Annotated in this window: 10 protein-coding genes; 5 read left to right on the top strand and 5 right to left on the bottom strand. The window is 55.4% G+C overall.

The genetic code is table 11. From position 1 onward, the window contains the following. Positions 1 to 208: 208 nt before the first annotated feature. From DESU86_RS00230 to DESU86_RS00250, 5 genes are all read right to left on the bottom strand, one after another. Positions 209 to 2,401, bottom strand: coding sequence for a glutamine synthetase III family protein (locus DESU86_RS00230; RefSeq protein ID WP_179979216.1), 2,193 nt, complete (start codon positions 2,399 to 2,401; stop codon positions 209 to 211). 54 nt (positions 2,402 to 2,455) lie between these two features. Continuing rightward, positions 2,456 to 2,794, bottom strand: coding sequence for a P-II family nitrogen regulator (locus tag DESU86_RS00235; protein ID WP_179979217.1), 339 nt, complete (start codon positions 2,792 to 2,794; stop codon positions 2,456 to 2,458). A 26-nt stretch (positions 2,795 to 2,820) separates the two neighbouring features. After that, positions 2,821 to 4,026: an ammonium transporter gene (locus tag DESU86_RS00240; RefSeq protein ID WP_179979218.1), complete on the bottom strand. Its 1,206-nt coding sequence runs from the start codon at positions 4,024 to 4,026 to the stop codon at positions 2,821 to 2,823. A 657-nt stretch (positions 4,027 to 4,683) separates the two neighbouring features. Further along, a complete protein-coding gene (locus tag DESU86_RS00245; RefSeq protein WP_232088196.1) occupies positions 4,684 to 6,285 on the bottom strand; it encodes a sigma-54 interaction domain-containing protein in 1,602 nt (533 codons plus the stop codon). Between the two features lie 172 nt (positions 6,286 to 6,457). Continuing rightward, positions 6,458 to 7,792 carry a UDP-glucose dehydrogenase family protein gene (locus DESU86_RS00250; protein ID WP_179979219.1) on the bottom strand — a complete coding sequence of 445 codons (1,335 nt, stop codon included), beginning with the start codon at positions 7,790 to 7,792 and terminating at the stop codon, positions 6,458 to 6,460. A gap of 171 nt (positions 7,793 to 7,963) precedes the next feature. On the opposite strand from DESU86_RS00250, the gene DESU86_RS00255 reads away from it, so the two are divergent. The 5 genes from DESU86_RS00255 to DESU86_RS00275 all read left to right on the top strand — a co-directional run bounded on the left by DESU86_RS00255 (position 7,964) and on the right by DESU86_RS00275 (position 13,209). After that, entirely contained in the window at positions 7,964 to 8,335 is a 372-nt protein-coding gene (locus DESU86_RS00255) for a holo-[acyl-carrier-protein] synthase (RefSeq protein ID WP_179979220.1), read from the top strand. Beyond that, positions 8,335 to 9,996, top strand: coding sequence for an NAD(P)H-hydrate dehydratase (locus DESU86_RS00260; protein ID WP_179979221.1), 1,662 nt, complete (start codon positions 8,335 to 8,337; stop codon positions 9,994 to 9,996). The genes DESU86_RS00255 and DESU86_RS00260 overlap by 1 nt, the downstream gene beginning before the upstream one ends. After that, positions 9,984 to 10,469, top strand: coding sequence for a tRNA (adenosine(37)-N6)-threonylcarbamoyltransferase complex ATPase subunit type 1 TsaE (gene tsaE, locus DESU86_RS00265; protein ID WP_179979222.1), 486 nt, complete (start codon positions 9,984 to 9,986; stop codon positions 10,467 to 10,469). The genes DESU86_RS00260 and tsaE overlap by 13 nt, the downstream gene beginning before the upstream one ends. A gap of 70 nt (positions 10,470 to 10,539) precedes the next feature. Beyond that, positions 10,540 to 11,763, top strand: coding sequence for an aspartate kinase (locus DESU86_RS00270; protein ID WP_179979223.1), 1,224 nt, complete (start codon positions 10,540 to 10,542; stop codon positions 11,761 to 11,763). Positions 11,764 to 11,982: 219 nt separating this feature from the next. After that, positions 11,983 to 13,209 (top strand): HD-GYP domain-containing protein, encoded by a 1,227-nt coding sequence (locus DESU86_RS00275; protein ID WP_232088388.1) that lies wholly within the window; start codon positions 11,983 to 11,985, stop codon positions 13,207 to 13,209. The last annotated feature ends 2 nt before the right edge of the window (positions 13,210 to 13,211 follow it).

Genomic DNA, 13,211 nt, shown 5'->3' on the forward strand with positions numbered 1-13,211 from the left:
CCTTGTGGCCACCGGCCTTCGCCGTCCGTTGCGGCGAACGGCGAGGCCCGTGGCTCCCTGCGGCTTGCCGCAGAGGCCGATGACAGGGAGACCACCTTCCCCCCCGGGATGAGACTCCTGTCATCAACTTTCTGGAAATGCGCTACGCGTCATTGTCCTCCGTGCGGTTGAACGGTATGAGACGCTCACTGTTCATCAACACTGATGTCTAGTGCACCCACAGCAGTTCTTCGTACTTGGGCAGCACCCACAAGGTGTCGTCCACGATGCCTTCAAGGGCATCGGCATGCTCGCGACATTTGTGCATGGCCGTAAGGATGCAATCACGCGCGGCCTTGGCTTCTTCAAGCGCACCCTCAACTTTGTGAGTTTTGGCAATGGCCGCTTCCAATTCAACAACGCCCTGTTGCAGAGCCACAATATGACCCCGCAGGGTGTTGAAGTTCACCTCTTCGGCAGCAGCGCCCTTTTCACCAAGCACGGCACGGGTTTTGAGCACCGCGTCAGCGGCGATGACCTGGGCCGCAAGGCACTGGGGCAGTACTGAGGTGCGCAGCATGTCAAGCATGAGGTTGCCCTCAATGCAGATGGTTTTGCAGTAGTTTTCAAACAGGATTTCCTGACGCGACAGAATTTCGCGTTCAGTAAGGATGCCGTGACGCAAGAAAACATTCATGACTTCCGGATCACTGTAGTGCTCCAGAGCCGTGACGGTATTGTTATGGTTGGGAAGGCCGCGACGGGCAGCTTCCTCAGCCCAGGATTCGGCATAGCCGTTGCCGTTGAATACCACAGGCATATGTTCCTTAAAGAGACGGGGCAGCAGTTCCTGCAGGGCGGTGTTCAAATCCGTGCCTGCAGAAATGGAAGCCTCGAGCTCGGTGGCAATGTCGTCCAGGGCGCAGGCCACTGCGGCATTGAGCACAATGTTCACGGGCGCTACGGACTGTGAAGAGCCAACCGCGCGGAACTCGAACTTGTTGCCGGTGAAGGCAAAGGGGCTGGTACGGTTGCGGTCGGAAAGATCCACGGGCAGGGGCGGCAGGGTTGACACGCCGACTTCCATAACGCCGCTTTTCTTGTTTTTGGAACCGCGCCCATTGATTATGCCCTCAAGCACGTCAGTCAACTGCTCGCCCAGGTACACGGACAAGATAGCCGGCGGCGCTTCGTTGGCGCCAAGGCGATGGTCGTTGCCCGCCCCCACAGTTCCGAGACGCAGCGCCGTGCTGTGCTTGTGCACCGCACGCAGGACAGCGGCCAGAAAGACCAGGAACTGCGCATTGTCCTGAGGGGTCGTGCCGGGGTTGAGCAGGTTCTGGCCTTCGGAGTCTCCCATGGACCAGTTATTGTGCTTGCCGCTGCCGTTGACGCCCGCAAAGGGTTTTTCATGCAACAGGCAGATAAAACCATGCCTGCCCGCCAAATGACGCATCATGTTCATGGCAAGCATGTTATGATCGCAGGCGATATTTGCCTCTTCATACACGGGCGCAAGCTCGAACTGACCGGGGGCCACTTCGTTGTGCCTGGTTTTGGCGGGAATCCCCAGAGCCAGCAACTCTTTTTCCACGTCCTGCATGAAGCTCATGACACGACCGGGAATGGCGCCGAAGTAGTGGTCTTCCATTTCCTGGCCCTTGGGAGAAGGCGCGCCCAGCAGGGTACGGCCTGCCAACATCAGATCAGGGCGCAGAGCCGCAAGGTTCTTGTCCACCAGAAAGTACTCTTGTTCCGGGCCCACCATGGCCCGCACGTAGGTGGCCGACTGGTTGCCGAACAGACGCAGAACGCGCAGCGCCTGCCTGGACAGAGCCGAGATGGAGCGCAACAGAGGAATCTTGCGGTCCAGGGCTTCGCCGGAATACGAATAGAAGTAGGTGGGAATGTGCAGCGTGGCCCCGTAAGGAGCGGGAATTATGAACACGGGAACAGAAGGATCCCACGCGGTGTAGCCACGGGCCTCAAAGGTTGAACGGATGCCGCCGGACGGGAAGGAAGACGCGTCAGGCTCGCCGCTGATAAGCATCTTGCCTGAAAACTCGCTGATAACCTGACCATCGGACGTGGGCGACAAAAAAGCGTCGTGCTTTTCAGCCGTAAGACCGGTCATGGGGTGGAACCAGTGCGTGTAGTGGGTTGCGCCATTTTCGATGGCCCAGTCTTTCATGGCATTGGCCACGACATCGGCGATCTCGGGGTTCAGGCGTTCACCTTCGCGAATGGTCTTGGCCAGCTTGCGGTAGACGTCCTTGGGCAGGCGCTTGCGCATGGTGGCGAGGCCGAATACGTAGCGGCCAAAACCTTCTTCAGCGCCGCACCCAAGTTCATCCTTACTGGAAGGCATGACAGGGGCGGTGTTTATAGCCTTGAACAAAGCCTTTTTACGGGGGGAACTCATACGTCTTCTCCTTTATCCTTTAAACAAAAGTTTGTGTCATTGGGGGGGCAACTCTTACAGAGCCGCATCGCCACGTTCGCCCGTACGGATGCGAATGGCATCCTCCACATCGCTGATGAAAATCTTGCCGTCGCCAACCTGGCCTGTTCTGGCCGTGGTCATTACCGCATTGAGCACAGACTCCAGCATGTCCTCATGCAGTACGATTTCAACTTTTACCTTAGGGAGGCAGTCCACTTGCATGATGTTCCCCCTGTACACTTCTGTATGCCCGCGCTGGCGTCCAAAACCCTTGATTTCAGTGTAGTTGAGGCCATGGATTCCCAGTTCAGAAAGCATATCCCTGACTTTTTCAAACATACCGGGCCGGATGATAATTTCGAGCTTTTTCATGCTGTTGTTCCTTTTTTCGGCAAGCCTTACATATTGTAGCCGCGTTCGTTATGTTCGCCGAGATCAAGGCCCGTAAATTCTTCTTCAGGCGCGATGCGCAGGCCGACGATAGCGTTCACGACATAAAGGATTACGCGAGTGGCAATGTACACAAATACCCAGGTACCGATGATGGAGACAACTTGGATCCATGCCTGACGAGGATTGCCGTAGAAGAGTCCATCCACATTATTGATGGCGGCGCTGGCGAAAAGCCCGGTTGCAAGAGCGCCCCATGTGCCTCCAAGACCGTGAATGCCGACCACGTCAAGGGCATCGTCATAGCCAAGCTTGCCCTTCATGAACACGCCGCCGTAGCAGACAAGACCACCAACGAACCCGATAAGCATGGCGGGCAGAATTTCAACATACCCCGCGCCAGGTGTAATGGCTACCAGCCCGGCCAGCGCGCCCGATATTGCGCCGAGGCTCGTGGGCTTGCCAGTGTGCTTCCATTCGATGAGCATCCAGCCGAGAATACCGCAAGCAGAGGCCATATGTGTCGTCACCAGGGCCTGTCCGGCAAGGGCGCCGGCGGCCAGGGCGCTGCCCGCATTGAAACCGAACCAGCCGAACCAGAGGATACCGCCGCCAAGCAGGGTCAGGGGAAGACTGTGAGGGCTGTGCTGCGTTCCAGTGGACAACCGCGGTCCAAGAGCCTGCGCGCAGGCCAGGGCCGCAGCGCCGGAAGACATGTGCACAACCGCGCCGCCCGCGAAGTCAAGAGCGCCCATGGAGCCCATCCAGCCGCCGCCCCACACCCAGTGAGCCATGGGTGAGTATACGCATATGAGCCAAAGTCCGGAAAAAAGGAGCATGGCGGAAAAACGCATGCGTTCAGCGTAGGCGCCTGAAATCAGGGCAACGGTAAGTACCGCGAACATGCACTGAAACCCCATGAAAACAGTGTGCGGCAGTTGAGGGGCCATGGGGGCGGATTCACCGCCGACGCCCTTCAGAAAGAGATAATTGAGATTGCCGATCAGTCCGCCCACGTCATCGCCAAAAGCCAGGGTGTACCCCACAAAGGCCCACAGGACAGAGATAAGTCCCAAACAGGCATAGCTGTGCATATTCGTGGAAAGTACATTGCGTGCGCGAACCAAACCACCGTAAAAAAGGGCCAGAGCCGGGGTCATTAACATGACCATAGTGGCGCAGATAATGATAAATGCGGTATCTGAGGCGTTCATACGGGCATCCTTGATCTTTACGGCCAACCTTGCCGCATCGCGTGAAAATCTTCAGTTGATGCAGCATCGGCGTACCGTGTTGACTGAACCTCTTCGACGGATCGGCGCCAGATCCGTCACAACGACACACTGTCGTTGCCAGTACATACCCACTTAGGCATTATCCATGCCAAAGGCGAAAACCACCTGCGCATCTTAAACTAACATGCTAATATTAATTAATATTTTTTCCATGTCTATGACCTTCCTCCTCACGACCTCTCACTTTGCCTTTTATTTTTTTACAATTTTGTAGAAAAATTTTATCGACAGTCGGAGGGCCACGGGCTTCAAAAGAGATGCTTTAATAAAATTCAATTATATCACATAAATATATTATTTTTTTAAAAATATACGTTTTTGTAGATTCATGTATGAAAAAGAGCGAATTCAGCCCAAGAAAAGCGATAAGCCTGAAGCAGCAAGCTGTTTCAGGCTTATCAAGTATGTGCGCACGATGGCCAAATAAAATTACAAAAACGTAGATTTTTCGGCAGAGGTCCTTTGCGCTGATTCCTCACAGCAGGGGAAAAAATACGGCAAAATTCATGTAACAGCGCATTTTTATATAAAAAATATCAAAATATGCAAGCAGCCAAAGGCGTTGCCGCAAGTATTTTACAGGCGCTCCCGCTTAAGCCGGAACTCCTTGTAATTGATGCCATATTTTTTCATGCGCAAGGCCATTATCCTTTCAGTCAGCCCAAGACTGGCGGCGGCCTTTCCCATCTGGCCCTGGCTGAACTCAAGAGCTTCCACAATGGAGGCGCGCTCCAGCTCGTCCAGCTGATCCTGCAAGCTGCCGGAGAATCCCGGCCGCAGGGTACACACATTTTCTCCATTTACAGTGGTGCAGTGGGCACCGTGCAAAGCGGGCGGCAAGTGCTGGGGCAGCACCAAGCCTTCACGGCCAAGAAGAAGCACTGCCCGCTCCATTACGTTTTCCAGTTCACGGATATTGCCCGGCCAGGCATAGCGTTGCAGCATATCCATGACGGCCAGGGAAAGGCGCACATTTTCACGTCCATTGGTCTGCGCGAACTTTTTGATGAAGTGGTTGGCAAGAGGCAGAATATCCTCTGGACGGCCACGCAGCGGAGGAAGATATATGGGAAAAACATTGAGGCGATAAAAGAGGTCCCGGCGGAACGTTTCCTGATTGACCATATGTTCAAGATTTCGGTTGGTTGCGGTAATGAAACGCACATCAACATAATGTGTTTCCATACCGCCCAGACGTTCAAAAGCTCTTTCCTGCAAAACCCGCAGAAGTTTGGCCTGCGTCATGAGCGAAAGTTCGCCGACTTCATCCAGAAACAGCGTGCCGCCGTTGGCCAGTTCAAAGCGGCCCTTGCGGGTTGCATTGGCCCCTGTGAACGCGCCGCGCTCGTGCCCGAAGAGTTCGCTTTCGATAAGGCTTTCAGGCAAGGCCGCGCAGTTGAGCGAAATAAAGGGCTTGTTGGCGCGTGCGCTGCCAACGTGTATGGCCCGTGCCGCCAATTCCTTGCCAGTACCTGATTCGCCTTGCAAAAAAACCGTTGTAGCTGATGGCGCAACCTGAGCTATCTGCGCATAAACCTTTTGCATTCCTTCTGAATTTCCGACAAATCCCCTGGGGCGTAATGGCGATGAGGTCTCTTCATCCATTCTTCCCTGAGTTTCCAGGGCAGAATGCCCCAACAGGGTGGAGACAATAGTCAAAAGGCGCATTTCATCTTCAAGCGTTGCATCATCCACCAGCAAATGGTCCACAGACAGCGCGCCCACCACCTGATCGTTGAGCCGTATGGGAACGCAGAGGAAGGATATTCCTTCTTTGCCCAAGTCCCGTGAGCGGGTGCGGTTAAGAAAAAGCGGTTCTTCAGACACATTGGAAATATACATGGGGCGGCCACTTTCAATAACCCGGCCCGTGATCCCCTCGCCGCGCACGTAACGGCCGCGACGCAGTTCGGCGGGCTTGAGGCCATAGGCCGCTTCAGTCCGTATTTCACCAGTATGTGGAGATATGAGCGTGATGGCGCCGCGCATCATATGCAGATGGCCCGCCATTAGCATAAGAGCCTTATTCAGCGCCTGTACAAGGTCTGTGGTGGTATTCACCACCTCGGCGAGATCATAGAGCAGTTTGAGTTGCTGCTCATGGTGGTCGCCCGCAGGACTAGAAAGAGAAAGCGATTGTCTGGCGCTTTCTTGGGGGGAAGGAGTGGTCTTGCTCATATGCCAAATATACTCCACCAATGCCGGCCATGCAATTGGCCAAAGGAGGGGGCGAAACTGCTCCACCCCGGAACACCAGGGGACACCCTGCCAAAAAACCTAAAAAAGGGCTGAACATGACGATCAGCCCTTTTAGCCGCTACACAGCCTTCATATGGCAATTCTTTGCCAGCTAGGCATTTGCCCTTCCGATGCAGAAATAGGCAAAACCATGAGCAGCCATCGTGGCCGGTGAATACAGGTTGCGCCCGTCAAAAAGCAGAGGCGCGGTCAACAGGGCGCGAACTTTTGCAAAATCCGGGTTGCGGAACTGGTTCCATTCGGTCACGACCATCAGCGCCTGCGCGCCCTGGCAGGCCGCATACTGGTCGTCCACAATTTCCACCAGCTTGTTATCGGCAAAAATCGCGCGGGCATTGTCGGCGGCGACGGGGTCAAAAGCCCTGATTTTCATCCCGTGGGATGTCAGTTCGTTGATGATGGTAATGGCGGCTGCTTCGCGCATATCATCGGTATTTGCCTTGAAGGCCAGCCCCCACATGGCCAGGGTCTTGCCCGCCACGCCGCCCTGAGGGGCAAAATATTCTTCAACGCGGTTGGCCATGTATTTTTTCTGCCGGGCGTTCACAGCTTCCACGGCATTGAGCAGTTCCGGCCTTACGCCCGCATTTTCAGCAGTACGGATAAGCGCCTTCACATCCTTGGGAAAGCACGAACCGCCATACCCTACGCCGGGATATATGAACTGGTAGCCGATGCGGGAATCTGATCCGATGCCGGTGCGCACATCACGCACGTCCGCCCCGACCTGGGTGCAAATAGTAGCAATTTCATTGATGAATGAAATTTTTGTGGCCAGCATGCAGTTGGCGGCATACTTGGTCATTTCAGCGCTGCGCACGCCCATGACAATAATTTTGTCGCGGGTGCGGGCAAAAGGCGCGTAAAGTTCGCGCATAAGCGCGGCGGCTTTTTCCGAATTTGTGCCAATGACCACGCGGTCGGGCTTCATGAAATCAGAAATGGCGTCGCCCTCTTTCAGAAACTCGGGGTTTGAAACCACGTCCACATGCAGATCAACGCCACGCTTGGTCAGTTCTTTTTCAATAAGGCCGCGCACCTCGTCCGCCGTGCCCACCGGCACCGTGGATTTGTCCACAACGACCATGTTTTTCTGCATATGCTGGCCGATCTCGCTGGCCACCTGGCGAACATAGCTCAGATCGCAGGAACCATCGGGCTGCGGCGGCGTGCCCACGCAAATAAACGCGCAATCGGCTTCTGCAATGCCTTCCGCAAGCGCGGTGGTGAACGTCAGTCGGCCATCGGCACGGCTATGTCGCACCATGGGTTCAAGGCCGGGTTCAAAAATATGCACATAACCGGCGTTCAGTTTGTCCACGACAGCCGGGTTAACATCAACGCAGCTCACGGTATTGCCCATTTCAGCGAAGCAGGCGGCACTTACCAGGCCCACATAGCCGGTGCCGATAATGCACAATTTCATGTAGTGTTCTCCCTGTATTCAAAACAGGCCGCACCCTTGACGTCATAACCGGGAACGGGTCAAAATGGTTCGTCGAATGGCTGAATATACGATATTTTTTTTCATTGAGCAACCAGACCTCCTGAGTCAAAAGTCCCGGGGCACTTACCTTTGCGCAGCAATGGGGATAAAATGATAGTAGGCATGGGCATCGACATCGTTGATCTTGCCCGCATAGAAAAAAGTCTTGGCCGCTTTGGTCTGCGTTTTGCCGAAAAGATTCTGGGGCCTGAAGAATTGGCTGGCATGCCGGATCATCCGCTCAATTACGTGGCCGGACGTTTTGCCGCCAAAGAGGCAGCCGTCAAGGCTCTGGGCACGGGATTCAGCCAGGGCATCGGGCCGGTTCAGGTTGAGACTGTTTCCGGCCCAGGCGGCAAGCCGCACTTGCTGCTGCACGGCAAGGCATTGCAACAGGCCCAGGCCATGGGCGTTACCCGCTGCCACGTATCCATCAGCCATGACCGCGCTTCGGCTGTGGCCGTGGTGGTTCTGGAGAGCTAATGAGTTATTCATCCACGTCCCGCTTTCTCTTGCCTCCCCTGCCTTTTCCTCAGGAGATTCGCGCCTGGGATAAGGGCGCGGAGGCTCTTGGACTACCTGAAATGCTCTTGATGGAAAACGCCGCGCGTGAGGCTTTTGTCGTTTTGCTCCGCCATTGCCCTGATATTGCCGGCAAAACTGTCTGGTTATTTATGGGAAACGGCAATAACGGGGGCGATGCCGTCTGCCTTGCGCGCTACCTCCTTGACGCGGGCGCGCACCCTCTAGTGCTGCACACAAAAGCGCAAAGCCAGCACAAAGGGGCCAGCGCCCGACACATGAAGGTGGCCAAGGCCTCTGGCGTGCCTTTTTACCAACTGCGGTTCAGACAGAACCGCTGGAACCTGCCGCATGATGATCTGCCGCACCTGATTGTTGACGGCCTGCTCGGCACCGGCTTTCGCGGGCCACTGCGTGCGGACGCCCTATCCCTTGTTGAAGCCATAAATGCACTCGCGCCAGGGCGTTTGGTCATGTCCCTGGACATCCCTTCCGGGCTGGACGCCTGCACGGGCAATCCCATGCCCCTTGCGGTACGGGCAACATGCACGGTCTGCTTTGCGGCAGGAAAACCCGGCCTGGCCCTGCCCTGGAGCCGACAATGGACGGGCTCCGTGCATGTGCGCGATATCGGCATACCCACAAGGGTGCGCGATGGCGCGCACTGTTCCGGTTACCTGCTTGACGGGCACTGTCTTGCGCCCCTTGCCTTGCCGTCCGGCCTGCCTGAGAACAGCTTTAAAAACACTTTCGGCCATATCCTGATTCTGGGGGGCGCGCCTGGCTACGAAGGCGCAGCCCACCTTGCCGCCCGCGCGGCTCTGCGCACTGGCGCGGGACTGGTGACCGTGGCCGCGCCCTCTGACGCCATCGCCGACATCAAATGCGGCTGGCCTGAAATCATGACGCTGGCTCTGGAGAACACAGGACCCCACTGGCCGTCTGACATTTCAACGAGACTTCACTCCTTAATAGAAAGCTGCACCGCCCTGGTCATCGGCCCGGGAATGGGACGTGGCAAAGACGCCGCGAAATTTCTGCATGCCCTGCTGGAAGCGCAACGGCCGCCGACTGTTTTTGATGCCGATGCCCTGGCCCTGCTCTCGTACGAACCCAGGCTGCTGGATAAAATCCGCAAAGAAGATGTTCTTACGCCGCACCCAGGCGAGGCGGGCATGCTTCTTGGCGAATCGGCCCAGTCCGTTCAGGGCGACCGGTGGGCGGCCCTGGATAAACTGTGCGCCGCAAGTTGTGGCGTTACGGTGCTTAAAGGGGCAGGCACCATGGTGCGGCAATTATCTGGCCCCACACTGATTTGCCCATATGATGTCCCTCAGCTGGCTGTGGGCGGGTCGGGCGATGTGCTGGCGGGCTGCATAGGCGGATTGCTGGCTTCACGGGCGGGTATTCTGCGTGAACACAGCGCCGCTCTGCCCTGGGACTGTCACCCGTCCCTGCTGGCTGCAGGCATGGGCGTAGCCCTGCACGCTCTGGCCGGGCGCAGTCTGGCCGTGCAATGGCCCCTGCGCGGAAACACTCCAACAGCGACAGCAGATGCCCTGCCTCACGTGCTTCACACCATTCAGCAAGACCAGGAAGATACTTTTGCATGGCCCAGATAATACTCTACAGCCTTGAGGACACAGCCCGCTTTGCCCAAATGCTTGTGGCGACCGTAAGTGCCGATGCAAAAACAAGGACGCTTCTGTTGCATGGCGACCTTGGCAGCGGAAAAACAACGCTGACACGTTTCATGGTGCTGTCTTTACCGGGAGGATCAGAAGCGGAAGTGGCAAGCCCCTCTTTTACTCTATGCAACCACTATGCAACAGTACCACCTATTCTGCATTGCGATCTCTACCGTTGTGCCGGATCTTTGCCGGAGGAACTTTTTGACGCGCTGGATAATCCGAAGATTTTAAATATAATTGAATGGTCTGAATTACTGCCCGAGCAGGACAGACCCGAAGAATATCTGGACATCACATTAAAGGCATGCGAAGAAGGTCGATTACTGACGCTACAGGCGCACGGCTCCCGGGCCGAAGCTCTGTTGCGTCATTTGCGCGGTCAATGGCCCATGCGCAAAGCCTGAGGCTGGGGCCCGGCCGTCTATGCGGCTGGCCTGTTGTACTCTTTAAGGATAGTGGGCAATGGATACAGGCATGAAAATTTTAGTACAAAAGTTCGGCGGCACCTCTGTGGCCAGACTTGAGTGCATGAAGCAGGTGCGAGAAAAAGTTCTGCACGGCCTCGCTCAGGGCAACAAGGTTATAGCCGTATTGTCAGCCAGGTCTGGCGAAACCAATCACCTTTTAGCGCTTGCCGATGAATGGTCGGGCACGCCGGACAAGGCCGAATGCGACGCGCTTGTGGCCACTGGCGAACAGGTTTCCATCAGCCTGTTTACCATGCTGCTCAAAGATGCGGGAATTCGTGCCCGATCCCTGCTGGGCTGGCAGATACCCATTACGACTGACGAAGACTTCGGCCGCGCGCGTATCCGCTCCATAAACAGCAAAGCCCTGTACGCTTTTCTTGAAGACTACGATGTGCTTGTGGTGGCGGGTTTTCAGGGTTGCACTGAAGACGGCCGTATAACCACCCTCGGTCGCGGCGGATCCGACACTTCGGCTGTGGCTTTGGCTGCGGCTCTGGGATCAGTCGAATGCGAAATTTACACAGATGTTGACGGCGTCTATACCACTGACCCCAATATCTGCTCGACCGCCCGTAAAATGGACCGCGTCGCCTATGAAGAAATGCTGGAAATGGCTAGCATGGGGGCCAAGGTTCTGCACATACGTTCGGTGGAATTTGCCAAAAAATACAAAGTTCCCGTGCGGGTGCGCTCCACATTCAGCAGTGATCCCGGCACCCTTGTTACTCAGGAGGATTCCAGCATGGAAGCCGTTCTTGTTTCCGGCATTGCCTACGATAAAGATCAAGCCCGCGTGACCATGCGCGATCTGCCCGATGTGCCTGGAATGGCCGCTGCCGTGTTCGGGCCGCTCTCTGAAAAAGGCATTCTGGTTGACATGATTGTGCAGAACACCAGCCTGGACGGTCATACGGACATCACCTTCACCATTTCGCGCAAAGATTTGCAGCAAACACTGGCGGTGATGAAAGAAGTTGCCGAAAAAACCGGCGCGTCCGAAGTTTTGCACGATGTGAGCGTGGCCAAGGTTTCGGCCATTGGCGTGGGCATGCGCAATCATTCGGGCGTGGCGGCCCGCACATTTGCCGCCCTTACCCAGGAAGGCATCAACATTCTCATGATCAGCACTTCTGAAATCAAGATCACCATTTTGATTCAGGAAAAGTATGTTGAGCTGGCCGTGCGCATATTGCACGACACTTTCGGTCTTGACTGGGATATCGGCTAGAGGATATCAGCTTTGAGTACATACCGTTCAAAGCTGACCACACCCCTGTGTTGGCGACATTATATCTGACAGGCCGAACTTGCGCCTTTAGGGCAGGTCCTGTTCGCGTGGCCGTCAGATTGATTTCACTGTTAAATAACGCTAGTGAGTCTTTACTCCAGACGTGTATATCCGGGCCATGTCATAGTGGCCCGGATATAGAGAGGCGGTTTCGTGGCTATGGATCCAGTAAAAATAATTATTACTGAGCTCAAGCCAGGGATGTTTATTGTTAATCCGGGTATTTCCTGGCTTAAAGCTCCCCTTTTGTATATGCAAGAGGGCCTTATTACTTCGCAGGAAGAAATAGATACAATCATCAAGCAGGGCTTTGCAGAAGCGTATCATGACCCCAGCCGTTTCCGTCAAATGGACGGTTTCGCAAAAGACCCCGATGCTGACCATCCGGGCGGATCGGCAAACGGTGATGATGACTTCTCGGATTGGCCAGATCCCCGTACCCCACAGGTTTCTCTGGATGAGGAAATACCTCAGGCCAAAGCCATCTATTCGGATTCCTTTGAGCATGTAAAAAGCCTGATGCAGGCCGCCCAGGGCGGCGCTGTGGATGTGGCGGCATCCCAGCCGTATGTGGAGTCCATCGTCAACAGTCTGAACCGCAATGTTGACGCGCTCATCTCCTTGTCAAAGCTTAAAAGCTCGGACGAATACACATACACGCACTCGGTCAATGTGACCATCTTCGCTGTCGCGTACGCCCATTATCTCGGCCTGTCAGAAGACAACCTGCATCTTGTCGGCATGGCTAGCCTTTTACATGACTTTGGCAAAGCTTTTGTGCCACAGGAAATTCTCAACGCGCCACGTCAGCTTCTGCCAAACGAGCTGGAGATCATGCAATCTCATGTGCTGCTTGGTTACAATCAGCTCAAAAAAGTGGAAAACGTGCGCCCGGAAGTTCTGCAAGGGGTGGTGCAGCACCATGAAAGACACAATGGCACAGGCTATCCGTATCGTTTGTCCGGAAAAAAAATAGGCATCTATGGCCGCATTCTTTCCGTGAGCGACAACTACGACGCCCTTTCAGCCCGAAGGGTGTATAAAACGCCCATGCCGGCCAATGTGGCATTGGCCGTCATGTACAAAATGCGGGGACAGGCCTGGGCCCCCGGATATGTTGAGCGCTTTATCAAAATGATGGGAATCTATCCGGTGGGCACGCCAGTGCAGCTGTCCAGCGGCGAGCGCGGCGTTGTTTGCCGCTCCAATCCTAACTTCCCCGCGCAGCCATGCATCATGCTGGCATTCGATCCGGTGGGCAGACCCATAAAGCCCCGCGCTCTGGATTTGAGCAGAGATCCGGAAGTTGAGATTGAGCGTTCTCTGGCAGGCAATGAGGCCGAACAGATGGACATCACGTTGCTCCTGTCGCAAGCGTTCCAATAAAG

This window comes from Desulfovibrio sp. 86 (assembly GCF_902702915.1).
GTDB lineage: Bacteria > Desulfobacterota > Desulfovibrionia > Desulfovibrionales > Desulfovibrionaceae > Desulfovibrio.